Below are 26,397 nucleotides of genomic sequence, written 5' to 3'. Positions count from 1 at the left end.
CTATATAACGCTTCGCGCTATGCTTGTGCATTTAATTTATTTTTGCCCAAAAATCATCCATAAATACACGCTAAAATCAGCAAAAACTTGGTTAAAAACTGGCACATTTTCTGCATTGTTATATCGGTAATACAAAAACCTAATTTGGTAATACTGAGATGGAGTTGTGCTATGAATCAGGTTAAAAAAACAGTCAAAAAAACACATCCACTGAAAGCATTTTTTATAGATTTATTCAGTGTACGCGCAGGCGTATATATCAAACAAAACATTCAAAACACTTCCGTCAACAAGGTAAAAGGATAAGTTTGTGGCTAAACAAAAGTTGGCTCGAATCAGCATTACTGTACCTGAAGCAACGCTAAATGCACTCGATCAGAAAATCGTTGATCAACACTACGAAAGTCGTTCTCAAGCGATTGTCGACATGATCAACAAACACTTGATTGCAGAACAGGCTCAGGCAAATGAAGTTATGGTGGGCACTTTGACCATACTTTATGATGCAGGACAAATGCCACTTCGAAATCAACTGATTGATTTACAACAACAGTTTTTAACACAAGTGATCAGTTCACTGCATATTCAACTTGATCAACAAAAAATCTTACAAGTCATGCTGATGCAAGGAGCCAGTTCTGAGCTACGGCATATTAGTCAACAATTTACAGCACTCAAGGGTGTGATCAAAGGGCATCTGGAGCTGATGGATGCTGTGATGCCACCAATTCTGCAAAATGATTAAATCGGGAGTCGGTGATGCCAAGATCAGGTCTGCAATGTGATGCAACAGGAATTTTAATTGAAGTTGCGGTTTGGGATATTCCATTGGCAAATTTTGGGGCAATCGTTGCAGAGCTTTCAGCGCCGTTGGGAATCGGTAATTTACAACTTGAAGATGGCAGTTGGCGAGTATATACAGTCGCTAAATCACACCAATACACAATTTAAAGGCGAGAAAATCGGGGGAGTTTCTGTATGATCCATAAATCTTTATTATCAGTATCACTATTATCTGCAATGTTGTTCGCTGGTTGTGATAACACGGCAAAAATTCCTGAAGCGAAAGAAGGCTCTCAAACTTCAGCAAATGTTAAACCAATCACCATTGGCTATAGTGATTGGCCCGGTTTTGTGGCGTGGCAGGTTGCGATTGAAAAAGGCTGGCTAAAAGAAGCAGGTCTCAATGTTGAGTTTAAATGGTTTGATTATTCAGCATCACTCTCAGCCTTTTCAGCCAATCAATTAGATGCGGTATTTGTCACCAATGGCGATAACTTGGTGACGGCGTCAGGTGGTACCCAAGGCATGATGATTATGGCGACGGACTATTCTGCGGGCAATGATGTGATTATTGCCAAAGATGGGATCAATAGTATTCAGGATTTAAAAGGTAAATCTGTTGGCGTTGAAAAAGGTTTGGTCGATCACTTGCTCCTTGCAACAGCAATGTCAGATCAAAAAATCCCAATCAATGAAATCAAATTGGTCAATTCTGCCACCAATCAATTACCACAAGTCCTCTCCAGCCCCGATGTTTCAGCGATTGCGGTATGGCAACCTGTTGCCAGTCAAGCATTGAAAGCAGTTGCAGGGTCCAAAATCATTTATACCTCGAAGGATAAACCGGGTTTAATTTATGACACCCTGACCGTAAATATGAGTCATTTAACTGCACATAAAGATGAATGGAAAAAGATCCTTCAAGTGTGGGACAAGACGGTGAAATACATCAATGATCCTGCGACACATGCAGATGCTGTAAAAATTATGGCAATTCGTTCTGGGGTCGATCCAAAACAATACGAAACAATGGTGAATGGTACCCATTTACTTGATTTAGAAGCCAATCAAAAAGTCTTTAGCAAAGGCAATGGCTTTGATTCGATCTATGGCTCGTCTTATCACGTCAATAAATTTAACGTGGAAAATGGGATTTATAAAACTGAACAAAATGTCGATGGTTTAATTTATCCAACATTGTTACAAGAGCTAAAATAGCGCTTTTAAAAGATTAGGATAGTTTGACAAATAGCCTAAGCATGTCTCGGGCTATTTTATTTTAGCTGCAAAAATATTATTTAGAGCTTAATCACATTAAAATATGATTATCCATTGATTATATTTCTGTGCTTTTTGAAAAAAGATGAATAATTAAAATTCCAATAATCATAAAGACCAAACCGATGATTGCAGCTAAATCTAAGTGTTGTTTGTAGTAAAAGAAGCCGACTAAAGACACCAAAATAATACCCGCGCCCGACCAAAGCGCATAAGTAATACCGACAGGAATCGTTTTCATGGTGAGTGATAAAAAATAAATGGCAACCGCATATCCGACCACGGTGATGATCGATGCAGACAACTGGCTAAAACCATCAGATGCTTTCATGGCAGAAGTGGCGATGACTTCTGCCACAATGGCAATGATTAAATATAGAAAAGACATTGCTTGAAAATATTCCTTATAAGGCTATTTTTGCATGATGGAAAAGGTGATTTTCTTCATGATCAAACCAACTTTGGCTAGCAGTTGAAGTGCCCGTAAGTGTTGTAAAACAAAAATCTGCCTGAAATACATCGAGTGTGAAATATAAACGGCAATGTTCACCATCGATAATTCGCTGTTGAACCAGTGTGTTGTGATCAAGCTGTTGGAAATTTTCAAGATCAATCTTGCTCCCAACTTTGTTGGTGACGGTGCTAAGATCAATGATCTGTTGATCAAAACTGATCGAAACCTCATAGTCTTGGATAGCTTCTAGACTGATCTGTTGCTGAGAAACAGCATCTGTTAAGGTCTCAGCGGATTTAAAAGCCTGTTGTATATCGGGATGTCGAGACTTGGCAAAGGCAATAAAATGATCACACAGGATCAAGCCGCCATCCGCAGGATAACTGCTATTTAACTCAGTATTTTCAATTTTAAATAAACGTAAGCCAAGATAAATTCCACGCGTCGCTTGTTGACGCCAATCCTCAACATAAGCATGGCTCGGTGAAAACTCGAGTATGGCATTACCAATCGAATATAATTTTGCAGGTTCAGGCCATTGGGTATGATTTTGATAATTGCTACTGAGATGCCATGAAAGCAATTGATTTTCAGCATCCCAAATCGTATCGCCAACCCAACCTTGTCGTTCTAAAACAGGTGTTGATCGAGGGTCTTTTAAGCGTAAATCAATGGTAAATGTCTTGGATTGAAACCAATAGACCAGAGTATTTTCATCAGTTAAACCATTGGCAAAGGTAATGCTCTTACGGCGAAAAGCACCCAATAAATATTGGGGCAATAAGCAGGTTGAATCATCCGTTGGCTTAAGTTGTGTACAGAGTTCTAATAAGTTCATCACGACTCCTCATTTTGGCTTAAACCAAATGAATAAAGCGGGCGGGCATTTTCAAGTTGAATTTCGCCTCGTGCCACTTTTTCTTTGAGATACTGAAAGGTTTGTGCGGTTTGATTAAAAAGATGTTCACCGCCTTTTAAAGGCGCATATTGTGCCGGCTGATCTTTGATCAAAGGCTGAATCACATAGTCATAATCACAAGAAAAGAAAAAGGGGAATGAATAGCGTTCTTCAGACACTTTTTTAACACGATGTTTGGTTGCCAAATATCGACCATTGGATAAAATTTCCATCATATCGCCAATATTCATCACCAATGTATTTTCAAGCAGGGGAATATCAATCCATTGCCCCGTTTTATCAAGCACTTGTAATCCGGGCGCTGTGGGTAATAGCAAAGTAAAACATTCATAATCGGTATGCGCACCGATACCTTCTTTATCCTGAATTTCAGGATGGTAAGGATAGTGAATTAGGCGAAGTTGGCTGGGGGCTTTGGAAATATGTGCATCAAAATAATGCTCATCTAGACCGAGTGCCAGTGCAAAACTTTGGAAAATTTCATGTCCAATCGCTTTAATATGTTGATAATAGGCTGAGACTTGTTGCTTAAATATCGGGTCATCAGGCCACTGTGTCGGGCCAACCAAGGGGCGACGATCTGCTTGGCTCTGGTGATCATAATTGACATCATAGGCCTCTTTGAGATCATAACTTGTTTCAACAAAGCGTTCTTCACCGATCGGCACATAACCACTATGATTTTCTGATAAGCCAATATAATGCTGCATCTTAATGTCAGTATCTTGGGCAAAGTATTGCTGGGCAGTGTGATAAAGCTTTTGAAATAACTCAGGTTTAAATTGTTCTCCTGTTAAATATAAGAAACCAACATCTTTACATGCCTGATCTAAAGCGTGTGCGACCGTGAGTCGATCTTGAAGCTCAGGGCTGGAGAGTAGAGAAATGTCCACAAGGGGTAAAACATATGTACTCGACATGAATATCACCAAGGTTGGCCGTCCAACAAAGAACTCAGCGATTTGGGTCGTCCCAAAGGCTATAAAAATTAATCTGCTTATTTATCTGTACTGACTTGGGTCATACGCGGTATTTTGGGTAAGTCTTGTAGTGATGGATCAAGCTCATCTTCATGCGCATGGACCAACTGATCCACTCGCGCTCTTAAATGTTGAAAAGCGGGCGTTGTCATAAGATCTAATGAACGCGGGCGTGGTAAATCTACTTCAATAATTTCTTTAATTTCACCGGGATTGGCTTTTAGCGCGACAATACGGTCAGCTAATAAGATGGCTTCATCCATATCATGGGTAACAAAAATAATGGTGATATCAATGTTTTGCCATAAATCCATTAAATGTTTCTGCATCTTCTGGCGGGTATGCGGGTCAAGCGCACCAAAAGGTTCATCCATCAATAAGATTTTTGGTTCATTGACCAAAGCTCGTGCTATGGCAACACGCTGTTTCATTCCACCTGAAAGTTGATGTGGATATTGGTTTTCGTACTTGTCTAAGCCAATAATATTGATCCATTCCCGTGCATGGGCTTCCGCAGTCATTTGGCTGGCACCTTTCATGCGTGGGCCGAACATGACATTTTCTTTAACGGTTTTCCATGGAAATAGGGTATATCCCTGAAATACCATGCCACGTTCAGGGCTTGGTCCTGTAATAGCTTTGCCATCCACCAAGATCTCACCACTATGGTATGGATCTAAACCTGCAATCACTCGGCTTAAGGTTGATTTTCCGCAACCTGATGGACCGATCACACAAATAAATTCACGCTTATGGATTTTAAGATCCAGTTGATTTAAAACGGTTCGTTCAGTTTTACCATGTTTAAATACTTGGCTCAGTCGTTTGGCCTCTAAGATGACAGGGCGTGCATAAATTTTTTGAAAATATTCAGCTGAATTAAAAGTTGAGTCATTCATTATTTTGCCCCTGCTTTCCATGCGAACATACGCTCGCCCAATTTCATTAATAACACGTCACAAACCAGCCCAATCACCCCGATAATCAAGATCGCGGAATAGACATTGTCAAAGTTTTGATAGCGTGCTTGTTGGGTAATAAACCATGTAATACCAGAGGTCGTACCAATCAATTCAGACACAATCAAATAGGTCCACGCCCAACCCAGCAAGACACGTAAATCACGGTAAATGTCTGGAAAAGCCGCAGGAATCACCACATTGAATAGGCTTTTAAGTTTATTGGTTCCAAGGGTATAGCCCGCTTCAATTAAGCCTTTATCAACCATACGTGTCGTATTGGCAATAATTAGGATTTGTTGAAATAGTGTTCCAACTACAATAATCGCAATCTTAGGCGCATCATTGATTCCGAGAATGGCAACAGCAAGCGCACCAAATGCAGGTGCAGGTAAATAACGGAAAAATTCGACAAAAGGTTCTGTAAGCAGCGATATTTTTTGTGAGAAACCACAGAGAATACCCAATGGAATACCAAAAATTGAAGAAATTAAAAAAGCTGAAAAAACGATTTTAATACTGTGCCATAAGCTTTGATGAAACCATGGTGTATCTGGTTGTTCTGGTGGTGTGGTAAATGCAGTAACCAAGGCTTTAGCTACTTCATGTGGTGCGGGTAAGTAAATGGGATTAACTAAAATACCTTGTGGTGGTGCAGAATGGTGATCGACCGCATTTTGTGCCTCACTATAGAACACACTTTTTTCAACACGGCTTCCGACCTGTAAATACGGAACACTACCAGAATCTGTAATTTGCACTTGAGGGTGCCAAATAAAAGGTAAATAACTGACCGCACACCAGAGCAATATAGGGATCAGAAAAGAACACAAGCTGAGTAATAGCTTGTTCTTTTGACCAATTTCCTTTGCGACATAACCCATATTTACCGCCCTCATTTTAGCTTGAGTATTACGATTATTGAAAAACGTAATATTTATTAAGCAAAATAAGTGCCATGAATAAACAGGGTGATTGAATTGATCTGAGTATTTCAGCAGCTCGCAAATACGAGGTGATCAATGATCTTTATAAGTGACTGATAAAACGCTCAGTAGAAGCTCAATAAAAGGGCAAGACAATCAAGAAACGAAAAAGCAGGAAGAACGAAAAGGAATAATCAAACAAGAGATCATGGGTGGTAAGCAGTTGATTCAATAGTTCAGTGCTTATGACAAACATTTAAACACAATCGATAGCATGATCAATTGAAAATTAAATCGTCGTTGTATCGAGGGGAATACAACGACATTTTAATCACGAAATACATATCAAATCATAAACTTCAGTTGAATATCACAGCATATCCAATTTTATTAGGTTGGTATCCGCTTAAAGTGGAAGAGGTTCTAAACCTTTAACAATATCACTAAATTCAGAACCATTGAGCCAAAATGATTTCTTTAAAAATAATGTGGTCATGATACTTTCAGCGATATCGCTATTGGTATTTTCACAAAATAAACCATATTGGCTACCTAATACATTATTGTCTTCAATCAAACGAATATAGTAAGCATGTTGTTCGTCTGCATAACCAAGAATTGCATCACGTTGAGTCGCCATTTTTATGTCTCCACATAGAAAATCAATCAATTAAGTGCTTAAGTGGGATCAGAGAACTTATTCAAAAAAATATCAATAAATTAACAAGATGTCTGTATTCTAAATTATTGATTTATGATAAGTATATTGATTATCTTTGTCGTCCTTGTTCAAATAGATGTATCAAAACTGATCGATAGAGTTATTGTTATTCAAAAAAAACTTGCCGTCAACTTGAATTTGTAACTTTTTCAAGCTATATTGATTTTACAGGCTTTTATGAAGCATATAGGATAAATAATGTCTAAGAAAGTAGAATTTGAACACGGAGGTGCGAGAGCCAATGCTGGGCGTAAGGCACAGTTTAGTGAACCGACCAAAGTCATCCGTGTCCCAGAGTCACAAGTTGATTTTATCAAAAACTGGTTACTGAAAAATTTCAAAAACGGCCAGCTTAGTGATTTAACCACTAGCATGAATATCCAAACCATTCAGCCAAAGAATGATAAGGTCTATCAGATTCCACTCGCGACAGAAAGGGTTGCAGCTGGTGTACCATTTTCTGTTCAAGATAGTATAGAACAATCTTTGGATATGAATGAATATTTAATTCGAAATGAAAGTTCGACCTTTATTGTCAAAGCAAACTCACTTTCAATGTTGGATGTTGGTATCGATATCGAAGACCCTTTGATTGTAGATCGTAGTATTTCTGCGAAATCTGGTGATATTGTCATTGCGCGTATTGATAATGATTTTACCGTGAAGCGCTTGATGATTGATAAACAGTTTGATCCACCGAAAGTTTGGTTAAAAGCTGAGAATCCAGAATTTAAAAATATTTATATTGAAGAAGGGCAAGAGTTTGAAATCTGGGGTGTTGTAACCTATAACTTAAAACGGATGCGTTGATTGATTGAAACAATATTTAAGTAAAACGCTGAAGTTGTATGTGTTTTCAAGCAGCATTTTTGTTGCTTTTTTTATGACCAAATTAATGGATTTAAGCAAACATTTAAATTTTAATGTGCAGGACTATTTTTTGATATCCAATTGTCTTAAATAAAAGATTCATTCACAATTGTGTTTAGCTTCCGTCTAAAAGCTATCTATAGCTGCTTAAGCTGTAATCATAAGATAGAAACCCAACTATTCACATTCACCATCAAAACACCTAAAAAAACCAACTTAAACATAACAAGAATTCGGCATATTTTTTGCTGTTATTAAATCAACAAATTGATCAAATGGTAAAACAATGAGCTATCAAATTTTCCCTTGTATCACTCAACAAGATGCAGAGATTGTTGTCTTATCTTCTGGTTTAGGTGGGCATGCCTCTTTCTGGCAACCACAAATTGAAACGCTAACCCAATATTTTCAAGTACTTGTTTATGACCAAGAAGGTTGTCATGCAGATTCTGAAGCATTGCCTAGCGTATATTCGATGAAGAATATGGCAAAGCAAGTTTTAGAGATTCTGCAACAACAACAGATCAAACAGTGTCATTTTATTGGGCATGCTTTGGGTGCGGTGATTGGGGCAGAATTGGCGGTCTTGGTTCAGAACACAGATATATCATTAACCAGTCTTACTTTTATTAATGCTTGGGATGCGCTTGATCCGCATACACAAAAGTGTTTTCAGGCACGTATTACTTTGTTAGAAAATGTAGGGGTTGAAGCCTATATACGGGTACAAGCTTTATTTTTATATCCACCTGCCTATATTTCAAAGCATATACAAAAAATTCAAGAAATCGAAAATTCAGGATTTAAAGATTTTCCACCGATTAACAATGTCTTGCTACGCTTAAATGCGCTAATGAATTTTAAAATTTTACCAGAACATATCGCTGCTTTAGCGAAAACTGACGTGTATTACATTGCCAACAAAGATGATTTTTTGGTGCCTTATCAAAAGAGTATCGATCTTAAAAAAGCATTGGGACATGGCGTATTAACATTGTTGGAAACAGGCGCACATGCATCCTCAGTAACGGAGAGTAAGACAGTCAATCAGATTTTAATTCAAAATTTAGTAGAAGAGGTGCTATAAACCACAACCTAAATATGGATTCACATCAATTGTGCTTAGCGGCCACAACCTACAATGGCTGGTTGGATAAAGCAATGACTTGCCAATCAAACTACTTTAACAAATAGCTCGATCCAAGCTGTATATCTGATTATGGTATGTCAACGTTTAGGCTTGGACACATGATCAATGACTGGACTTGATCCTAAGCAAGTAAATGAGGCTTTTTTTAAAGACAATGATTATTCGATTAATATAATTATTCATATAGGTTATGGTGAACATTCAAAAATATATGTAAGATTGCCTCGATTAGCTGTTGAGGATGCTTATAAAATATTATAAATATTGATTTTGTTATAGTTTTAATTGCGGTTTTAATTTTGATTATTAAGGGGTTATTAATTGTATTAAAATACTGGTTTATTAAAAGCCAATTGTTATGCCATCGAGCCGCATTTTTATGCGGTTTTTTATTTTTTGTTAAATCAGATTTTAGAATTTTCAATGATCTAAAATGATGCATTTATGCACTATTTTAGATTAATTTTTTTGCTTAAGAAAATCATAAATTTTACCAAAAGGTAAAATAAAAAATTATAATTAAAATTTAAACAATAAAAACAATAAATTAAATTTAGTGGCATGCAGTATGCATTATTAATCATTATAAGCTGAGTGAAGGTTTAAATTTTTTATCAGATATTTTTTAGAATATTTTTTGTCCAGTGAGGTTAAGCTATGAAAATTGGTGTGTTTTGTCCGATTGGAAATAATGGCTGGTTGCTTTCAGAAAATGCACCGCAATATAAGCCAACATTTGAGTTAAATAAACAGATTGTACAGCGTGCGGAATATTATGGTTTTGATTTTGCATTGTCGATGATTAAACTGCGTGGTTTTGGTGGGAAAACTGAATTTTGGGATTATAACTTAGAAAGTTTTACATTAATGGCGGGTTTAGCCGCAGTCACCAGTAAAATTAAAATTTTTGCGACAGCCGCGACTTTGGTGATGCCACCAGCCATCGTGGCACGTATGGCGTCTACGATTGATTCAATTTCAAATGGACGTTTTGGGCTAAATGTTGTGACGGGTTGGCAACCACCAGAATATACCCAGATGGGGCTATGGCCAGGGAATGATTATTTCTCTAAACGTTATGACTATTTATCTGAATATGTTGAAATTTTACGTGAGCTTTGGGCAACAGGAACATCTGATTTTAAAGGTGAGTTTTTCCAAATGGAGGATTGCCAAGTAAAGCCAAAGCCACAAGCTGATATGAAAATTATTTGTGCAGGCCAGTCTGATGCGGGCTTAGCGTTCTCTGCAAAATATGCAGATTATAATTTTGTCTTTGGGAAAGGGTTAAATACACCAACTGCCTACGCTGAAATTAATGACCGTTTAAAAGCACATACCGACCAAACTGGAAGAGATGTACAAACCTATGTGTTGTTTATGGTGATTGCTGCAGAGACAGATCAACACGCCATGGCGAAATGGGAGAACTACAACCAAGGCGCAGATCTAGAGGCGATTAATTGGTTAATGAACCAAGGCGGCAAAGATCAAACATCGGGTACAGATACCAATATTCGTCAAATGGCTTCAAGTGTTTCACCCGTCAATATCAACATGGGAACAATCGTCGGTTCTTATGAAAATGTGGCCAAGATGCTGGATGAAATTTCTACAATTCAAGGTACTGAAGGGATTCTTTTAACTTTTGATGATTTTATACAAGGGGTTGAGGATTTTGGACAACGTATTCAGCCCTTGATGAGTTGCCGGAAAGAGGTTGTTGCAAGCTATCAAAAACCAGCTCAACCCGTTTTGGAGAAAAGCGCATGACTATGATGAATGACGCTAAAGCTGTAGAACATCTGGTCTGTACAGATTTTACCGCGTATGCAGGAACGGGCAGAGTTTTAAAAGCAGAACCAGAATCGATTCAGCTTGCACCAGAACAAACGGCGCTTATCGTGATTGATATGCAAAATGCCTATACCTCAATCGGTGGCTATTTAGATTTGGCTGGTTTTGATGTTTCAGCCACTCAACCTGTGGTCGCCAATATTAAAAAAAGCATTGATGCAGCACATACCGCGGGCATTCAAGTGATCTATTTCCAAAACGGATGGGATGAGCAATATGTAGAAGCAGGTGGCCTAGGTTCTCCTAACTTTCATAAATCCAATGCCTTAAAAACCATGCGTAAAAACCCTGACTTACAAGGCAAGTTATTGGCAAAAGGGGGGTGGGATTTTGCATTAATTGATGAGTTAAAGCCTCAAGCTCAAGACATTGTGATCGAGAAACCACGCTATAGCGGCTTTTTTAATACAGCGCTGGACAGCATTTTACGTGCCCGTGGTATTCGAAATTTAGTGTTCGTGGGCATTGCCACCAATGTTTGTGTGGAATCAACCCTCAGAGATGGTTTTTTCTTGGAATACTTTGGTGTGGCGCTTAAAGATGCATGTTATCAAGCGGGTCCTCCAGCAGCGCAAGAGGCCGCCTTATATAACATTCAAACTTTTTTTGGATGGGTGTCTGACACGGAAGCATTTGTAAAGACTTTTAATACTCAACAGGCACAACCCAATTCTGTGACTTTCAGTCAATCGGCTTAGTGGTTTTCAACAGCTTATGTGTCTTTTGCCATCTCTCGTATCGAAGTCTTTGGTGAAGATACTTTCAGGAAAATTAAAGGAATTCAAAATGTCGAAACAAGTTGTGATCCCAGCAGGTACGGCTAAGCCGCTTGCACCTTATGTGCCAGCAACCAAAGCAGATAATATTGTTTATGTCTCAGGTACGTTGGCTTTTGATGAAAATAATAATGTGGTCTGTGTCGGTGATGCTGCAGGGCAAACCCGACACATTTTAGAAACCATTAAAAGTGTCATCGAAACTGCAGGTGGGACAATGGATGATATTACCTTTAACTCAATATTCGTCAAAGATTGGGCAGATTATGCCGCAGTGAATGTGGTCTATGCTGAATATTTTCCCAATGATAAACCCGCTCGATATTGTGTACAGGTCGGACTGGTTAAACCTGAAGCCTTAGTAGAAATTGCATCTGTAGCACATGTGGGATAAAGCATGTCTAGATTTGTCTATGCGTTTTAATCATTTTTTCAAAAAGAATTTTAACCTCGATGAACATTTGCGCATTGGGGTGGGAGCGTCATGATGCAAATGATCAAACAGGAAAGTGCACTTGCTGGTGAAATAATTGAATTTAACCAGCCGTGTGAAGCCAATGTCCATTTAGAAATCGATCAAGCTATCTTTAGACAAGGTATGTCTAATCTGGGTGCAGCGGTCAATGTGATCACCACCAAAGGTGATGCAGGGCAGGCAGGTTTTACCGCATCCGCAGTGTGTAGTGTAACGGATTCACCTCCAACCTTATTGGTATGTCTCAATCGGGCAGCATCGGTATATACGATTTTTTCAAAAAATAAAGTTTTATGTGTCAATACATTGGGTTCAAATCAAGCCGAATTGTCGAATCTCTTTGGTGGCAAAACACCGATGCAACAGAGGTTTGCACAAGCTGAATGGAGTGAACTGGTGACAGGTTCCCCCGTGTTAGATAACGCCCTAATTTCATTTGACTGTGAAGTGGTATCAAGTCAAGTGGTCGGCAGCCATGATGTATTGTTTTGTCAGGTCAAAGCAATTCGTCACAACCCAAGTTTAAATGCGCTTCTATATTTCAAACGCAGTTACTGTGAACCTCAAAATGTATGTTGATCTCTCAATATGGGGAATTAGAAAATGGCGACAAAAGAACCATGGTTTACATCATTTAAACCATACACAGGAAATTTAGATCAAACCCCTGTGCAAATTGATGAATATTTGCCTGCTGGGAAAAGTATTGTTTTGGGCTTGCAACATGCATTTGCAATGTTTGGTGCAACGGTTCTCGCGCCTTTGCTGATGGGCTTTGATCCCAATTTAACCATATTTATCACGGGTATCGGCACGATTTTATTTTTCCTGATGACCGGTGGAAGAATGCCGAGTTATCTCGGATCGAGTTTTGCATTTATCGGTGCTGTTGCAGCTGCAACGGGCTATGCAGGTGTGGGGTCAAATCCGAATATTGCCTTGGCTTTGGGAGGAACCATCGCTTGTGGTTTGCTGTATGCCGCGATTGGTTTAATTGTCATGAAGACGGGAACGGGTTGGATTGAAAAGTTGATGCCACCGATTGTTACGGGGGCAATCGTGATGATCATTGGACTAAATTTGGCACCTGTCACCATTAAAAGTGTTTCAGCAAATTCATTTGATACTTGGATGGCAATTCTAACCATTCTTTGTATCAGTGCGATTGCTGTATTTAGCCGAGGCATGATGCGTCGCTTATTACTGTTGTTGGGCTTGGTCTGCGCATATGTGTTGTATTTTATCCTTGCCAATGTAATGGGGCTTGGCAAAGCTATCGATTTTGCAGTCATCAGCAATGCAGCATGGTTGGGGCTACCACATTTTGTTGCACCCACGTTTAATGCCAATGTCATGCTGTTAATTGCGCCTGTGGCAATAATTCTGGTCGCTGAAAATTTAGGTCACTTTAAAGCAGTATCTGCAATGACAGGTCGTGATTTATCACCTTATATGGGACGTGCTTTTTTTGCCGATGGTGTATGTACCAGCTTGTCAGCTTCTGTTGGTGGGACAGGGATGACCACATATGCTGAAAATATTGGGGTTATGGCCGTCACTAAAATTTATTCAACCACTGTCTTTGTGATTGCAGGCATCTTTGCCATTTTATTGGGCTTATCACCCAAATTTGGTGCTGTGATCAGTACTATTCCTGTTGCTCTTTTAGGGGGTGCTTCAATTGTGGTGTTTGGTTTAATCACAGTGGCTGGTGCAAAGATTTGGATTGATAACAAAATTGATTTCACTAAAAACAGTAGCTTAATTATTGCTGCGGTCAGCTTGATCATGGGGGCAGGTAATTTTAGTGTACATATTGGATCATTTGATCTTGGTGGAATTGGTACAGCAACTTTGGCCGCAATTTTATTAAATCTATTTTTAAATCGTGGAGAAAAACAACCCGATGAGATCAAGCTAGAATCAAGTGATGCTGAAAAGTCCTTATCGCAGTCTTCTTAAGGCAAAGGGATAAGATTGTGACTTCAAATGATTAAACAGCAGATTTTACCGTGAAAAGCGTGGCATTCATTGGTTGTGGGGAATGGGATTACGTATAACATCTCATTGAGCAAAAGTTTGTACACGAGTGAAATATGCAATAGTGATTTTGCAAAGGCCAATCGTATGCACAAAAATTGGGACGCTCGCAGTGAGTTTGTAAGAAGCGCTACAAGCAGAGGTGATTTTTCCTTGTTTGGCTATAAGCACGAGAACAGCATATAGGGTATGAATTCAAGCTTGAATATTGCAATTTTAAAGCGATTGTCGGGGAAATTCTGATTCATATTTATGGATGAAATTTATACAGATATTGTGGTTTTTTATAGTGATGCCCTATGCGACAAATTTTGTCGCATATGGCATTTTTCTATCTAGCATTTAATTCTCCAATAAATATAATAGAACCTGTAAGCACGATGAGATTTAAAATATGAAAGACTGGATTAAGATACGCGAAATTTTAAAAAACATTCAAAATCGACAAAATAAAAATCAGGCTATTTACTTAGTCGGGATGGTCGACTTAAACGAACTGGATATTTCATGGTTGATTGATGAAGACTACATTGAAATTGATGATGCTATTTCTTACTTAGATAATAGAGATATTGTTTTTATTAAGGATTTAACTTTTAAGGGTAAGAAATTGCTCTATCAGCTCAGTATTTAAATCTATTTTTTATAACAACGAGTGAGGGCGTTTTATAACAATAATGAAGAATTAAAATAAATAATAATTTAATTTTTTAATTTAATAAAAAAAAATAAAAGATAAAGCTTTATTATAATAATTTAATAAGTATAAATAATAATAAAAAATATGATAATTAATAATTTTAATCCAAATCAATATTCAATTATTGGTTTGGATTTTTTATATTCTGTAACCCAAAAATTGATGCTTTAGTCGCCATTCACGAATTAAAACTTGTTAATTTGTTGAACTCTCGTTAAAAGTAATGATGTTTTATACATTGGCAATAAAAAGGATTTTAGGATGAAACGTCCAAAGCATATTGATAAGGCTGAATGGGAAGCACGTTGTCAGTTGGCAGCACTGTATCGTTTAATTGCACACTATAGAATGACCGATTTGATTGATACCCATATCAGTTTACGTGTCCCGCATGAGCCTGATCATTTTCTGATTAACCGCTATGGGGTGACATTTGATCAGATGAAAGCATCAGATTTGGTGAAGATTGATCATGAAGGGAATATTGTGGCCGACTATGACCAAGGGAAAATGGTCAATGTTGCAGGTTTCGTTATTCATTCTGCCTTGCACCATGCCAAAGATGATATTCACTGTGTTATTCATACCCATACGGCAGATGGGATCGCGGTGTCTGCACAAGAAAAAGGTTTATTGCCTTTGTCGCAACATGCACTGAAATTTTATAATAATATTGCTTATCATGAATATGAGGGCATCGCTTTTTCCACCGCAGAGCGAGAGCGTTTGGTTGAGGATTTAGGCAATTATCGTTGCATGATTTTACGTAATCATGGTTTGTTAGCCACTGGTAATAGTATTGCTAGAGCATTTCATGAAATTTATTTTTTAGAGCGGGCTTGTCAAGTTCAGATCAAAGCCATGAGCAGCTCAAAATTGCATTATCCGAGTAAGCAAATATGTGAATATACGGTGAAGCAATTTGAAAGTGATGCTGCTGAACCAATTATTCAGGCCGCTTGGAATGCTGCTCTATCATTGATTAAAGATCAGAAAAAAGATTATTGTGCTTAAACACTGCTGCTAACTTATTCAACAAGCTCGACATAAAAAAAACCTCCATATATTGTATACGGAGGTTTTTTATTGCATACGGATTAGCTGTTTAAATCAAACCAAATAAACTGGCTATCTTCATGTGCAGTGAGTGTTGAATCTTCGTCAAATAAATAAGCATCACCTGCTTTAACGACTTGACCCGCAATATCAATCTCACCTTCGATCATATGTACATAGTTAAATTTTTGGGTTGCTTTCACTTCAAGTGTGTGACCTTTTTCCAAATATGCCGCTTTAATTTCAGCATCTTGACGAATATGCATCGGCGCATTTTCATTTGGACCCACAATCAATTGCCATTCATTGGGTGATTTTTTAGGATCACGTTCAATTTGTTGATAATTCGGTTCAGCATCTTGAATATTTGGAATCACCCAAATTTGTAGCATATGAACGGCTTCATCACCTTGGTTGATTTCACTGTGTTGTACACCTGTACCCGCACTCATCAATTGCCATTCACCGGCATGGATATGACGTTCATTTCCCATGCTGTCTTTGTGTGAAATGGTACCTTTGAGCACACAGGTCAAAATTTCCATATTGTCATGTGGGTGAGTACCGAAACCTTTATGTGCTGCAATGGTATCGTCATTGATTACACGTAAAGAACCGACACCCATATATTTAGGATCGTACCAGCTACCAAAAGAGAAACTATGTTTGGTGTCTAACCAACCCATTTTTACGTGACCACGGTTTTCGCTGTGATGTAAAAAAGTATTCATCTCAAGTCTCCAATTCTTTATTTTTTAACATGAGTGAATATTAATATTTAAGTAATTGGGATGAAATAGCAAAATAGCAACATGTTGTTTTGTTTTTGGAACGATGGATATAGTCAACATCTCAAAAAACTTAGGTACAATAATATAATTTCTCTTAACTAATATTTTTAATTAAATCAAATATATGGGGGATAAATTGTTTGACTCTAAAAAAACTGGCAATGCCACATCTTACTTTGAACGTTTAATTCGCTTTGCGTAGGCGATGCCTCACTTTTCAGAGATGAAAAGTGACAAAAATCTTCAGTTGGGCGAGGGGTACATCCTATACCCCCGCCCAACGGCGACATCCATGTCGCCACACGATAGGATAACCACCTAGGATTCAAAGGTACAAAAAATGAATTGATAACCAACAGTTTCTATAAGTTCATACAAAAGATAAGCTTTATTGATGATCAATGACTTGATGAAAATCACTTGTATGAATAAATAGGTGGTTTGATTATATTTTTAGCTTTTGCAATAAAAAACCAGTGTATGCACACTGGTTTTCATTTCATCAAGTATAAGATTATTCTAAGAATTTAACCGTTACACCTGATTTAACTTTTTTACCTAAGTCATTGGCATCCCAGTTGGTCAAACGAATACAACCATGTGATGCTGTTTTCGAAATTGCAGATGGGTTTGGCGTACCATGAATACCAAATGATTTCTTACTCAAGCCAATCCAGATATTCCCTACAGGGGCATTTGGACCAGGTGGTAATGATAATGGTTTTAAGTTTTTACCTTGTACAAAGTTACTTGGCGAGTAGCTATACCACGGGTTGCGAGCAACACCGGTAACTTTATAGGTTCCTGTTGGTGATGGCGTATCAGAACTACCAATCGTGGCAGGGAATGAGCCGACCATTTGGTTTTGCGCATTAAATAAATACAATTGTTTCGCGCCTTTATGCGCCACAATTAAATGGATATTTTCAGGCAATTCGTTACGGATATTGGTGACAACGATCTTTTCACCAACTTTGTTAAATGTTGCTTTAGGATTAAGTTTCTTTAAGAACTCTTCATCCATATGGAATTTTTCACCCAACATTTCGGTGACACGGGTGTAATACAAACCAGGCATTTTTGCTTGTAAAGCATAATCACGTGGAATTGATTTTGCATACGGACCTTTTAGATCTTCAGCAGTTATCGTGTATTCCACAAAAGCAGGTTTATTGCCTTGTTGAGACACTAATGCATCCCAAGTTTCTCTGGTCAACTCACCCGTTGGTTTAATGCCATTCATCTGTTGGAATGAAGCAATGGCTTTTAGCGTATTCATACCGCTTGAACCATCAATTGCACCAGGTGAAGCATGTGCATTATTTAACATGACATGGGCACGAGCATAGACAGGGAATTGACCCTTGCCAATATTTTCATACCATTCTGCATTGTTGATTCCATCTAAAGACCAAGATGCTTTAGGTGCATTTGGATTGCTTACCGTTTTTGCAGTCGTGGTCTGTGGTGAAGATGGGGCAATAGCAGTACCTGAGTTTTTATCCTCAGTTTTTTCTAAATTTTGTAGCGTGTTTGCAGCTTTGTCTAAGTCTTGTTGCTCTTGCTGGCTTATCTGTGTTTCTACACTAGAAGCAGAACTGTCAATAGCAAGTGGATCAATAGGATCTTCAACGGGAGCAGCAACTTTTTTAGGCGTTAGAGGTTGCTCAGCTGTAGATGCAGCAAAAGCTGTACCTGTTAATAAACAGCTTAAACTCAAAGCAAGAATTGAGCGAACGAACATGTAGATCAACCTTAAGAATTATTCATAATTTATGACTAAAAATCTGTGTAAGTATTGCAGAAATTATAAGGTGTTGCAGTATTTGTTTTGTGTTAATCATTTTTTTCTATAGACATTTTCTCTGTCAGTAGGTTTTGTTTTATTTTCGTATACCAAACGAAATTTAAATCAAAGTTATAAAATCGGGTCTGTTGACAATTCGTCTACGTTTGCGACTACGTGTGTTTTTTAGGCGACACTAGGCGCGAAATACGAAATTTAGTCATTCTAAATGATGAGAAACATCGTTTCGCAAGGTAACGACGTAGCGGCAAAAAACACGCTAGTCCCCCACTGCGCCTTGCGCTGCAAACAAAGCAGTGCTTTGTTCTTGCTCAGGGTTGTGGCTAAAATTATCTCAGCCTGTGTTATGAAACTCGAAAATAGTCTCGCTATTTTCATTCATGCTTTACGACGTATACGTCTCATGCTCAATTTTAACCTACAACGCAAGCCATTTATGAAATGTCAACAGACCCTAAACTTTATTGAGAAAAATTTTCTAGAAATGGTTATGTAGCAGGCCTTTTTGCTATGATGGGGCGAATTTAATTTTTGATTGGGAAAGTAAATGACGACCTTAAAAAATGATCGTTTTCTACGTGCCTTATTGCGTGAGCCTGTAGATACGACTCCAGTTTGGATGATGCGTCAGGCTGGGCGTTATTTACCAGAATATCGTGAAACACGTGCGAAAGCAGGTGATTTTCTTTCTCTTTGTAAAAATACAGAATTTGCTTGTGAAGTGACTTTACAGCCTTTACGCCGTTATGAGCTTGATGCCGCAATTCTATTTTCAGACATTTTGACTGTTCCTGATGCTTTAGGTTTAGGGCTTTATTTTGAAACAGGCGAAGGCCCTAAATTCCATAAAACAGTTCGTACTGAACAGGATGTGGCAAATTTACCCAAATTCGATGCCAAATCTGACCTGGCTTACGTCATGAATGCTGTTTCAACCATTCGTTCAGCTTTGGGTGGTCAGGTGCCTTTAATTGGTTTTTCGGGTAGTCCGTGGACCTTGGCAACCTACATGGTGGAAGGTGGTTCAAGTAAAGATTTCCGTTTTACCAAACAGATGATGTATGCACAACCTGAAGTTTTACATGCTTTATTAGATCGTTTAGCCGATGCTGTAATTGACTATTTAAATGCTCAAATTGAGGCTGGTGCTCAAGCTGTACAAATTTTTGATAGCTGGGGTGGCGCATTAGCGCATCGTGAATATCTAGAATTTTCACTCAAATATATGCAGAAAATTGTTGCAGGATTAAAACGAGAGCATGAAGGGCGTAAAGTACCTGTGATCTTATTTACCAAAGGCGGTGGTCAATGGTTAGAGCCAATGATTGCTACAGGTGCAGATGCATTTGGCTTGGATTGGACAACCCCATTAAACGTGGCTCGCCAAACAGTCAATGGACGAGCAGCGCTACAAGGAAATCTAGATCCTGCAACATTGTATGGTTCAGCTGATTCTATTGAAAAAGCAACCAAAGCCATGTTGGATGATGCATATGCCAATGGTGAGAAAACAGGTTATATCGCTAACTTAGGTCATGGTATTACCCAATGGGTTGATCCTGAAAAACCAAAAGCATTTATTGACACTGTACACCAATACAGTGCCAAATATTTAGGTTAACTTATTGTTGTAAATGCATTTATGATCTATTTTAAATCATTATATGAATTTCTATTTAAGGCAGCATCGGCTGCCTTATTTGGTATTTTATTGCTGATTGCATTTGTCCTTACGGCAAGGATGGGTAGCCATGAATTTTATGGTTTGTTTCGTTATGACTGCTTATTGTTTTATGCGTTGATCATTCAAGCCTGCTTATTGTATTTAAGACTAGAATCCTGGGCAGAAGCGAAAGTTATTGTTTTATTTCATATCATGGCCATGGGGATGGAAATATTTTTAACACACCCGCAAATTGCTTCTTGGCAATATCCGCAACCTGCCGTTTTTAAAATTTTGACCGTGCCTTTATTTGCAGGATTTATGTATTCGGCAGTCGGTAGTTTTTTTGCACGTTCACTGCGTTTGTATCAGGTTTCATTTTTAAATTTGCCCAGTTTTGCCAATATGTTGAGTCTGGCACTATTGTCATATATCAATTTTATGAGCAAATTCTTTATTCCAGATTTTCGAAATGTACTATTCATTTGGAGTGTAGTGATTTTTTGGAAAACAAAAATTCATTTTCAATTACAACAGCATGAATTTCAGCTTCCGATATTGCCAGTATTGGTTGTTTTGGCATTTATAATTTGGGTAGCTGAAAATATTAGCACTTTTAATAAAATTTGGTTGTATCCAAGTCAAGTGGATGCATGGCATATGGTGGGGTGGGGTAAGCTAGGCTCGTGGTATTTACTGTTACTTTTAAGTCTAGTTTTGGTGCTTAAGATTCTTGGAGATCGTAATAAAAAGGGTGAATGGTCACTAAAAAAGTACAATAAATAATTTCGTAATTGTCACATTTAGATTTGCATATCTGAATTTATGTGATAAATCTAAATAGGTGTAATCAAACTTACACATAATGGAAAATAACAATTTACATATGTTGAATTAAAACAATGCATATGAAAATTCTGGAGAATTATATGTTAAAAAAAATCGCTTTAGCTGCTGTATTGGCTGCGGGTTCAAGTGTTGCTATGGCTGATCCAGATGTGGGTTGTGGTGTAGGTTCACAAGTTTGGGCTGGTCAATCTGGAAAAGTACCGAAAATTTTAGCGGCGACCACCAATGGTCTTTTTACTAACCAATTATTAGGTATTACGTTTGGTACTTTAGGTTGTAATGGCAATGGTAAAGTGACTGCGCAAGTTGTGACCTTTACCAATGAAAACTCAGAAGCACTTGCACGTGATATGGCTGTAGGTCAAGGTGAAAGCCTAAACGTACTTGCTTCATTGTTAAATGTTAAAGATGCAGATAAAGCACGTTTCAATGCTGTAGCGAAGTCAAACTTTGCAAGTATTTATTCAGCAGAAAATCAAAATTCTCTACAGGTATTAGCGTCACTTCAACAAGTGATGGCAAAAGACGAAGTGTTAAAAGCTTACGTTTAATTGCGTCAAAAACCCTGCCTTGTTGCAGGGTTTTTTTATTTAAATTTTATCAAATATACATTATTGAGAAATGAATCGAACATGAGTGAACATTGAGCGAACTCTTGTATTGAGCTGACATTTCTTAATTGCGCAGTTTTATAATATATCTATATAAATTGATGATTGAATGAAATATTTAGCACTTAGTTTAAGCTTACTCAGTTCATTGTTTACCGTTCATTTACATGCGGAATCCGCTTTAGAGAATCAGCATGCATTAGAAAATGCGTTAAAACTGGCACAACAAAAACAATTAGCCAGTCATATCACCTGGAAACGTTTACTTTATGCAGAAGATGCCTCTGCTAAAGACTTAAATCACAATAACACAAGTCACAAAAGCACAAACCAAAGCGAAGTCAGTTATTCAGGTTATTTCTTTGCTCAAGATGGTCGCCAGAACATCCAAAATGAAATGAATGCAGATATCACTGCACTGTTTCAAGTCGCCGATGCCAATCAATCCATTCATTGTAAATTTCCTGCACGTAGCCAATGGTTGATACAACAACTAAATATTTCACAACAACAATTACCTGTTGTGTTCTGTCCTGAGTTTGATCAATGGTATGCACAAATCAAACCCTACCAAGTGACCTTGATTTATGCGACTGATTTTATGGGTAATCCAAGCTCAATGTTTGGACATACCTTGCTTCGTCTCGATCCTAAAGATCAAAAGCAGCTCAACTTAGTCTCTTATGCTGTGAATTATGCAGCCACAGTAAACAGCGATGACAATTGGTCTTATGCATGGAAAGGGTTAGTTGGGAAATATCCTGGCGAATATTCTTTAATGCCTTATTATCGCAAAGTGAAAGAATATGGTGATTTTGAAAGCCGTGATCTTTGGGAATATGAACTGAATTTAAATCCTGAAGAGACCGCTTTTTTAGTCAAACATATTTGGGAAATGCAAAAGGTCAGTTTTCCTTATTATTTTGTCAGTGATAATTGTGCCTATCGTTTATTGGGGTTGATTGATTTAGTCCGTCCAAGCTCGAATTTACGCAAGCAATTTACATATGCAGCGATCCCGATTGAAACCATTAAAGCCGTAGAGCAACAAGGATTAGTACGAGAAGCGGTATATCGTCCAGCGTTAGAAACACAATTAAATTCGCAGGCCAAACAACATGGTCATGCATTGGCAAAAAAAGCTCATGCAATTGCGGTATTAGAACCACAACAGATGCAAGCGGCTATCGCTGATTATGATGATCAAGATCGTGCAAAAATATTAGAAATGGCCTATGACGATTTATATTTACAATTCGTTGCTCGTCAGGTCGATGCAAGCTTTACTCAACCGCGTTTTAGACAACTGCTAGGCTTACGTAGTCAAATCCCTATAGAGAAACAACGTTTAGCACCTGTGCGTCCGAAAGTTGATCCAGTCAATGGACATGATTCACGTAAGTGGTCCGTGGAAGCAGGTGAGGTTCAGGGTGAAAAATTTGTACAAATTGGTCATCGTCAGGCCTATCACGAACTAAAAGATCCGCAGGGTGGCTTCCGTACAGGCACGCAATTGTTGTTTCTGGATGGTGCTGCGCAATGGCGAGATGATCGACTTAAACTGGAACATCTCGATGTATTAACGGTAAACTCTTATAACCCCATCACCCCGTTTAAAATGCCAATAACCTGGGGGTTTACTTTGGGCTGGCAGCAAGAAGCCATTCAAAATGGACAATTTAGTGACCAGCAACAACATGGCGTGGTCAGTGCAAAAGCCCAATCTGGTTATACCCTTGCAGATGATGATCGTAAGCATCTTTGTTATGCAGAACTACAAACACAGCTTCAAGCAGGTATATCATTGGATAAAGGCTGGCGCGTTGGACTGGGACCAACATTAGGCTGCCAAAATGTATGGTCAGATCGTTTAAACAGTATTGTTCAAGTCGAATTACCCTATTGGCAAGATTCCAGTGAGTGGAATTTACGTATCCAGAGTACACTGCAATATTCGCTCAATCGTCAAAATTCATTAAACGTCAATTGGGAGTACCAACAACAAAACCAACTTGATTGGCAAAAAATTGGTTTAGGTTTTGTACATTATTTTTAAAGATAGATCTGGCAAATCGGATTTTGAGAATGTTATTTCGAGATAGAGCTTTGAGAATGACATGTTGAGATAGGTATTAATCGATCGCAAGCCAAGGAGGTTTATACAAGGAGATTATTAATTCTCATACGTAGAATCTGTTGCCAATTGTTTAGAAAAGGACTTTTGGTTTTTATAAAGAAATGACCTTGGTAGAGTTGCTTGACTGTATCAAGATAACCCGCATCGACAGCATCTTCCAACTCTTTAAAATCTGCGTGAATTTCTGCCTGTATCTGATAAGTTCTTGCACAGATTAATTCACCCACCTTATTTTTTAAATAAGAAATCTCAGATTTAAGCGTATTTAAACTGATCTGTTCATCGCCATAGAGATAAATATGTAGCTGTTCTAGGGTTAAGCCCAAAGGATTTAGAATCAAAATACAGATGATTTCAAACTGCCGTGGCGTTAAAAGTATCGACTGATCATTGATCATTATTTTCTGTGGTACTGAAAATGCATGGATAGTTAAACGATTGAAGGGCTGAGTATATAATTTTTGTGCAATGATCTCGGCGCATTGTGTAACAGCCAATTGTCCAAAAATATTTGCTTGATTTAAGCTGTGAAATAAAACCACTTCACCACATGCTTGCCCTGATGTTAAATCAAGAATAGGCGCACTATAAATATAGTGATCTGGCTTTGTTTCTAAATCTTGATCTTGCTGGAATTCGGCGCATGGATCTGTATTGGCTGAACACCACAGTAGATTTTTTTGCAGATCTCTGATTTGTATAACAACAGCAGCGAGCAGTGCCGTGTTGAGTAAATCCTGCTGACATTGAATCAGTGCTAATTGTAAAGCTTGCTGGGAACGTGAGTTTGCTTGAGTAGAGGTTAAATTTTCATTTTTGATTGTTGGCTTTTTAGCATGTGGTTTTGAGCCCATCGCATAATCCATTTATGCATATATACTAAATAATATCTTAAATTAAATAAACAAATAACAAAGTAAATAAAATATATAAATTTCATTATTTTTCTTTTAATTATTCAATTTTCAATAACTTTTTCCGATTCTCTAGTTTGGTGCTATTCAACTTTTCTCCTACCTTTGTTTGGTAGATTCATTTAAAAGCAGTTTTTAACAACTGACAAGACGTGATGTTCATGGGATTGAACAAAAAACATTGACGTCATCCAAGGAAAGGCACTTTTTTTGCTTATACAAAAGAAGGCAAATTAAAAAGGAACGATGATGGACGCTCGAAATGAACAATCAACTATCGTAAAAACAGAAGATTCCAAAGAATATTTTGCTCAACGAGAATTAAAAAAGGGTGCTGTTGGCTGGTTACTCTTGGTCGGTTTAGGGGTTGCCTATGTGATTTCAGGTGACTTTGCTGGATGGAACTTTGGTATCGCACAAGGCGGTTGGGGCGGTATGTTCGTCGCAGTGATTTTTGCTGCGATTATGTATCTATGTATATGCCTCTCAATGTCAGAAATGTCGACCATGCTCCCTACAGCAGGTGGTGGGTACAGTTTTGCCCGTATGGCTTTTGGACCATTTGGCGGTTATTTAACAGGAACAGCGATTCTGATCGAATACGCTATCGCACCGGCAGCAATCGCGACCTTTATTGGTGCATATTGTGAATCCTTATTTGGAGTGGGTGGATGGTTAATTTATTTAATCTGTTATTTGGTTTTTATGGGGATTCATTTAAAAGGTGCAGGTGAAGCACTTAAAATCATGTTTGTGATTACTGCGATCGCAGTGGTTGCAGTGGTGGTGTTCCTTGTTGCGATGATTCCTCATTTTAACAGTGCTAATCTATTCGATATTGCAGTTGATTCATCTAAAGCCGGTGCGAGTAGCTTTTTACCCCAAGGTTATTTAGGGATCTGGGCAGCAGTTCCGTATGCAATCTGGTTTTTCCTTGCTGTAGAAGGCGTTCCTTTAGCTGCTGAAGAGGCCAAAAATCCAGCACAATCATTACCACGCGGTTTGATTGGTGCAATGTTGATCTTGGCTGCTTTTGCCATCTTGATTTTAATATTGAGTGCGGGTGCAGCAGGTGCAAGTGTACTTAAAGATTCAGGTGCACCTTTGGTGGATGCGTTGGTTAAAGTATATGGGCACGGCATGTTGGCGAACTTTGTAAACTTTGTTGGCTTGGCTGGTTTAATCGCGAGTTTCTTCTCAATTATCTATGCCTATTCGCGGCAAATTTTTGCACTTTCTCGTGCGGGTTATTTACCGACGTCTTTATCATTGACCAACAAAAATAAATCGCCATATTTAGCCGTGATTATTCCGGGGATTATTGGCTTCTTATTGTCATTAACCAAACAGGGAGATTTACTGATTTTGATTGCAGTATTTGGTGCGACGATTTCTTATGTTTTAATGATGATGGCGCATATCAAATTACGTATTTCACAACCTGATGTATATCGTCCATATCGAACACCCGGTGGTATTTTTACTTCCAGTATTGCGTTGATCTTATCAATTGTCGCCGTGGTTGCGGGTTTCCTGGTTGATCCTAAAGTCTGGTTTATCGCTTTGGGTATCTATGTGGTCTTCATTGTTTATTTTCTTGTTTATAGTCGCCATCATCTGATTTCAGGCACACCAGAAGAAGAATTTGCCAGCATTAAGGCAGCAGAACAGGAATTATAAT

At 38.2% G+C, this 26,397-nt stretch carries 27 protein-coding genes and 1 pseudogene; 19 read left to right on the top strand and 9 right to left on the bottom strand.

Annotation, left to right across the window (positions count from 1 at the left end):
• The first annotated feature begins 171 nt into the window (after positions 1 to 171).
• From AS4_RS22130 to AS4_RS14585, 4 genes and pseudogenes are all read left to right on the top strand, one after another.
• Positions 172 to 306 carry a hypothetical protein gene (locus AS4_RS22130; RefSeq protein ID WP_264757321.1) on the top strand — a complete coding sequence of 45 codons (135 nt, stop codon included), beginning with the start codon at positions 172 to 174 and terminating at the stop codon, positions 304 to 306.
• Positions 307 to 310: 4 nt separating this feature from the next.
• Positions 311 to 745 (top strand): CopG family ribbon-helix-helix protein, encoded by a 435-nt coding sequence (locus AS4_RS14595; protein ID WP_004822751.1) that lies wholly within the window; start codon positions 311 to 313, stop codon positions 743 to 745.
• Between the two features lie 17 nt (positions 746 to 762).
• Positions 763 to 982: pseudogene (locus AS4_RS14590) on the top strand (allophanate hydrolase-related protein); the annotation flags it as partial.
• On the top strand, positions 979 to 2,001 hold the full coding sequence (locus tag AS4_RS14585; RefSeq protein ID WP_096734625.1) for an ABC transporter substrate-binding protein: 1,023 nt from the start codon (positions 979 to 981) through the stop codon (positions 1,999 to 2,001). The pseudogene AS4_RS14590 and the gene AS4_RS14585, both read left to right, overlap by 4 nt.
• Before the next feature lie 118 nt (positions 2,002 to 2,119).
• On the opposite strand, the gene AS4_RS14580 is transcribed toward AS4_RS14585, so the two are convergent.
• From AS4_RS14580 to AS4_RS14555, 6 genes are all read right to left on the bottom strand, one after another.
• Positions 2,120 to 2,449 (bottom strand): DMT family transporter, encoded by a 330-nt coding sequence (locus AS4_RS14580; RefSeq protein ID WP_096734624.1) that lies wholly within the window; start codon positions 2,447 to 2,449, stop codon positions 2,120 to 2,122.
• Between the two features lie 16 nt (positions 2,450 to 2,465).
• Positions 2,466 to 3,353 (bottom strand): hypothetical protein, encoded by an 888-nt coding sequence (locus tag AS4_RS14575; RefSeq protein ID WP_096734623.1) that lies wholly within the window; start codon positions 3,351 to 3,353, stop codon positions 2,466 to 2,468.
• Positions 3,353 to 4,354, bottom strand: coding sequence for an isopenicillin N synthase family dioxygenase (locus AS4_RS14570; RefSeq protein WP_096734622.1), 1,002 nt, complete (start codon positions 4,352 to 4,354; stop codon positions 3,353 to 3,355). Before AS4_RS14570 ends, AS4_RS14575 begins: the two co-directional genes overlap by 1 nt.
• Positions 4,355 to 4,431: 77 nt before the next feature.
• Positions 4,432 to 5,313, bottom strand: a complete 882-nt coding sequence (locus tag AS4_RS14565; RefSeq protein WP_096734621.1) for an ABC transporter ATP-binding protein — start codon at positions 5,311 to 5,313, stop codon at positions 4,432 to 4,434.
• Positions 5,313 to 6,257, bottom strand: a complete 945-nt coding sequence (locus AS4_RS14560; protein ID WP_096734620.1) for an ABC transporter permease — start codon at positions 6,255 to 6,257, stop codon at positions 5,313 to 5,315. The genes AS4_RS14565 and AS4_RS14560 overlap by 1 nt, the downstream gene beginning before the upstream one ends.
• A gap of 448 nt (positions 6,258 to 6,705) precedes the next feature.
• The gene (locus AS4_RS14555) at positions 6,706 to 6,939 is read right to left on the bottom strand and encodes a hypothetical protein (protein ID WP_004724652.1); all 234 of its coding nucleotides are present in this window, start codon (positions 6,937 to 6,939) and stop codon (positions 6,706 to 6,708) included.
• Between the two features lie 279 nt (positions 6,940 to 7,218).
• Between AS4_RS14555 and AS4_RS14550 the strand changes: the two genes are divergently transcribed.
• The 10 genes from AS4_RS14550 (at position 7,219) to AS4_RS14510 (ending at position 15,902) form a co-directional block, all read left to right on the top strand.
• Positions 7,219 to 7,830 (top strand): LexA family protein, encoded by a 612-nt coding sequence (locus AS4_RS14550; protein WP_096734619.1) that lies wholly within the window; start codon positions 7,219 to 7,221, stop codon positions 7,828 to 7,830.
• A gap of 346 nt (positions 7,831 to 8,176) precedes the next feature.
• Entirely contained in the window at positions 8,177 to 8,977 is an 801-nt protein-coding gene (rutD, locus tag AS4_RS14545) for a pyrimidine utilization protein D (RefSeq protein ID WP_096734618.1), read from the top strand.
• 168 nt (positions 8,978 to 9,145) lie between these two features.
• Positions 9,146 to 9,301 (top strand): nitroreductase family protein, encoded by a 156-nt coding sequence (locus AS4_RS21815; protein ID WP_167468951.1) that lies wholly within the window; start codon positions 9,146 to 9,148, stop codon positions 9,299 to 9,301.
• 396 nt (positions 9,302 to 9,697) lie between these two features.
• Positions 9,698 to 10,813 (top strand): pyrimidine utilization protein A, encoded by a 1,116-nt coding sequence (gene rutA, locus AS4_RS14540; RefSeq protein WP_096734617.1) that lies wholly within the window; start codon positions 9,698 to 9,700, stop codon positions 10,811 to 10,813.
• The gene (gene rutB / locus AS4_RS14535) at positions 10,810 to 11,595 is read left to right on the top strand and encodes a pyrimidine utilization protein B (RefSeq protein WP_406565183.1); all 786 of its coding nucleotides are present in this window, start codon (positions 10,810 to 10,812) and stop codon (positions 11,593 to 11,595) included. The genes rutA and rutB overlap by 4 nt, the downstream gene beginning before the upstream one ends.
• Positions 11,596 to 11,683: 88 nt before the next feature.
• The gene (gene rutC / locus AS4_RS14530; RefSeq protein WP_096734616.1) at positions 11,684 to 12,067 is read left to right on the top strand and encodes a pyrimidine utilization protein C; all 384 of its coding nucleotides are present in this window, start codon (positions 11,684 to 11,686) and stop codon (positions 12,065 to 12,067) included.
• Between the two features lie 90 nt (positions 12,068 to 12,157).
• Positions 12,158 to 12,727: an NADH-dependent FMN reductase RutF gene (gene rutF / locus AS4_RS14525; RefSeq protein ID WP_096734615.1), complete on the top strand. Its 570-nt coding sequence runs from the start codon at positions 12,158 to 12,160 to the stop codon at positions 12,725 to 12,727.
• A gap of 24 nt (positions 12,728 to 12,751) precedes the next feature.
• Positions 12,752 to 14,110 (top strand): pyrimidine utilization transport protein G, encoded by a 1,359-nt coding sequence (gene rutG, locus AS4_RS14520; RefSeq protein WP_096734614.1) that lies wholly within the window; start codon positions 12,752 to 12,754, stop codon positions 14,108 to 14,110.
• A 472-nt stretch (positions 14,111 to 14,582) separates the two neighbouring features.
• Positions 14,583 to 14,822, top strand: a complete 240-nt coding sequence (locus AS4_RS14515) for a hypothetical protein (RefSeq protein ID WP_004724636.1) — start codon at positions 14,583 to 14,585, stop codon at positions 14,820 to 14,822.
• A 327-nt stretch (positions 14,823 to 15,149) separates the two neighbouring features.
• Positions 15,150 to 15,902, top strand: a complete 753-nt coding sequence (locus AS4_RS14510; protein WP_056517856.1) for a class II aldolase/adducin family protein — start codon at positions 15,150 to 15,152, stop codon at positions 15,900 to 15,902.
• Between the two features lie 83 nt (positions 15,903 to 15,985).
• Here the strand turns inward: AS4_RS14510 and AS4_RS14505 are convergent, their stop codons facing one another.
• A complete protein-coding gene (locus AS4_RS14505) occupies positions 15,986 to 16,675 on the bottom strand; it encodes a pirin family protein (RefSeq protein WP_096734613.1) in 690 nt (229 codons plus the stop codon).
• 574 nt (positions 16,676 to 17,249) lie between these two features.
• Entirely contained in the window at positions 17,250 to 18,479 is a 1,230-nt protein-coding gene (locus AS4_RS14495) for a L,D-transpeptidase family protein (RefSeq protein WP_096734611.1), read from the bottom strand.
• A gap of 610 nt (positions 18,480 to 19,089) precedes the next feature.
• Between AS4_RS14495 and hemE the strand changes: the two genes are divergently transcribed.
• From hemE to AS4_RS14475, 4 genes are all read left to right on the top strand, one after another.
• Complete coding sequence (gene hemE / locus AS4_RS14490) at positions 19,090 to 20,163, top strand: uroporphyrinogen decarboxylase (protein WP_034611784.1); 1,074 nt, start codon at positions 19,090 to 19,092, stop codon at positions 20,161 to 20,163.
• 21 nt (positions 20,164 to 20,184) lie between these two features.
• Positions 20,185 to 20,991 carry a DUF817 domain-containing protein gene (locus tag AS4_RS14485; protein WP_096734609.1) on the top strand — a complete coding sequence of 269 codons (807 nt, stop codon included), beginning with the start codon at positions 20,185 to 20,187 and terminating at the stop codon, positions 20,989 to 20,991.
• A 143-nt stretch (positions 20,992 to 21,134) separates the two neighbouring features.
• Complete coding sequence (locus AS4_RS14480) at positions 21,135 to 21,605, top strand: DUF3015 family protein (protein WP_004822723.1); 471 nt, start codon at positions 21,135 to 21,137, stop codon at positions 21,603 to 21,605.
• 169 nt (positions 21,606 to 21,774) lie between these two features.
• Positions 21,775 to 23,721 carry an Lnb N-terminal periplasmic domain-containing protein gene (locus AS4_RS14475; protein WP_096734608.1) on the top strand — a complete coding sequence of 649 codons (1,947 nt, stop codon included), beginning with the start codon at positions 21,775 to 21,777 and terminating at the stop codon, positions 23,719 to 23,721.
• Between the two features lie 101 nt (positions 23,722 to 23,822).
• Here AS4_RS14475 and AS4_RS14470 read toward each other — a convergent pair whose 3' ends face one another.
• A complete protein-coding gene (locus AS4_RS14470; protein ID WP_096734607.1) occupies positions 23,823 to 24,656 on the bottom strand; it encodes a helix-turn-helix domain-containing protein in 834 nt (277 codons plus the stop codon).
• Between the two features lie 309 nt (positions 24,657 to 24,965).
• Between AS4_RS14470 and eat the strand changes: the two genes are divergently transcribed.
• Positions 24,966 to 26,396: an ethanolamine permease gene (gene eat, locus AS4_RS14465; protein ID WP_004822717.1), complete on the top strand. Its 1,431-nt coding sequence runs from the start codon at positions 24,966 to 24,968 to the stop codon at positions 26,394 to 26,396.
• Position 26,397: the final 1 nt, after the last annotated feature.

Source organism: Acinetobacter guillouiae, from assembly GCF_002370525.2.
GTDB lineage: Bacteria > Pseudomonadota > Gammaproteobacteria > Pseudomonadales > Moraxellaceae > Acinetobacter > Acinetobacter guillouiae.
The sequence above is the reverse complement of the archived record's forward strand: the minus strand, read 5'-3'. Positions and strand labels throughout refer to the sequence as shown.

What these genes read in the sequence shown, in the direction of transcription:
- AS4_RS22130 (WP_264757321.1), top strand. Translation starts at nt 172, where the DNA reads ATGAATCAGGTTAAAAAAACAGTCAAAAAAACACATCCACTGAAAGCA.
- AS4_RS14585 (WP_096734625.1), top strand. Translation starts at nt 979, where the DNA reads ATGATCCATAAATCTTTATTATCAGTATCACTATTATCTGCAATGTTG.
- AS4_RS14580 (WP_096734624.1), bottom strand. Translation starts at nt 2,449, where the DNA reads ATGTCTTTTCTATATTTAATCATTGCCATTGTGGCAGAAGTCATCGCC.
- AS4_RS14575 (WP_096734623.1), bottom strand. Translation starts at nt 3,353, where the DNA reads ATGAACTTATTAGAACTCTGTACACAACTTAAGCCAACGGATGATTCA.
- AS4_RS14570 (WP_096734622.1), bottom strand. Translation starts at nt 4,354, where the DNA reads ATGTCGAGTACATATGTTTTACCCCTTGTGGACATTTCTCTACTCTCC.
- AS4_RS14565 (WP_096734621.1), bottom strand. Translation starts at nt 5,313, where the DNA reads ATGAATGACTCAACTTTTAATTCAGCTGAATATTTTCAAAAAATTTAT.
- AS4_RS14560 (WP_096734620.1), bottom strand. Translation starts at nt 6,257, where the DNA reads ATGGGTTATGTCGCAAAGGAAATTGGTCAAAAGAACAAGCTATTACTC.
- AS4_RS14555 (WP_004724652.1), bottom strand. Translation starts at nt 6,939, where the DNA reads ATGGCGACTCAACGTGATGCAATTCTTGGTTATGCAGACGAACAACAT.
- AS4_RS14550 (WP_096734619.1), top strand. Translation starts at nt 7,219, where the DNA reads ATGTCTAAGAAAGTAGAATTTGAACACGGAGGTGCGAGAGCCAATGCT.
- rutD (WP_096734618.1), top strand. Translation starts at nt 8,177, where the DNA reads ATGAGCTATCAAATTTTCCCTTGTATCACTCAACAAGATGCAGAGATT.
- AS4_RS21815 (WP_167468951.1), top strand. Translation starts at nt 9,146, where the DNA reads ATGACTGGACTTGATCCTAAGCAAGTAAATGAGGCTTTTTTTAAAGAC.
- rutA (WP_096734617.1), top strand. Translation starts at nt 9,698, where the DNA reads ATGAAAATTGGTGTGTTTTGTCCGATTGGAAATAATGGCTGGTTGCTT.
- rutB (WP_406565183.1), top strand. Translation starts at nt 10,810, where the DNA reads ATGACTATGATGAATGACGCTAAAGCTGTAGAACATCTGGTCTGTACA.
- rutC (WP_096734616.1), top strand. Translation starts at nt 11,684, where the DNA reads ATGTCGAAACAAGTTGTGATCCCAGCAGGTACGGCTAAGCCGCTTGCA.
- rutF (WP_096734615.1), top strand. Translation starts at nt 12,158, where the DNA reads ATGATGCAAATGATCAAACAGGAAAGTGCACTTGCTGGTGAAATAATT.
- rutG (WP_096734614.1), top strand. Translation starts at nt 12,752, where the DNA reads ATGGCGACAAAAGAACCATGGTTTACATCATTTAAACCATACACAGGA.
- AS4_RS14515 (WP_004724636.1), top strand. Translation starts at nt 14,583, where the DNA reads ATGAAAGACTGGATTAAGATACGCGAAATTTTAAAAAACATTCAAAAT.
- AS4_RS14510 (WP_056517856.1), top strand. Translation starts at nt 15,150, where the DNA reads ATGAAACGTCCAAAGCATATTGATAAGGCTGAATGGGAAGCACGTTGT.
- AS4_RS14505 (WP_096734613.1), bottom strand. Translation starts at nt 16,675, where the DNA reads ATGAATACTTTTTTACATCACAGCGAAAACCGTGGTCACGTAAAAATG.
- AS4_RS14495 (WP_096734611.1), bottom strand. Translation starts at nt 18,479, where the DNA reads ATGTTCGTTCGCTCAATTCTTGCTTTGAGTTTAAGCTGTTTATTAACA.
- hemE (WP_034611784.1), top strand. Translation starts at nt 19,090, where the DNA reads ATGACGACCTTAAAAAATGATCGTTTTCTACGTGCCTTATTGCGTGAG.
- AS4_RS14485 (WP_096734609.1), top strand. Translation starts at nt 20,185, where the DNA reads ATGATCTATTTTAAATCATTATATGAATTTCTATTTAAGGCAGCATCG.
- AS4_RS14480 (WP_004822723.1), top strand. Translation starts at nt 21,135, where the DNA reads ATGTTAAAAAAAATCGCTTTAGCTGCTGTATTGGCTGCGGGTTCAAGT.
- AS4_RS14475 (WP_096734608.1), top strand. Translation starts at nt 21,775, where the DNA reads ATGAAATATTTAGCACTTAGTTTAAGCTTACTCAGTTCATTGTTTACC.
- AS4_RS14470 (WP_096734607.1), bottom strand. Translation starts at nt 24,656, where the DNA reads ATGGGCTCAAAACCACATGCTAAAAAGCCAACAATCAAAAATGAAAAT.
- eat (WP_004822717.1), top strand. Translation starts at nt 24,966, where the DNA reads ATGGACGCTCGAAATGAACAATCAACTATCGTAAAAACAGAAGATTCC.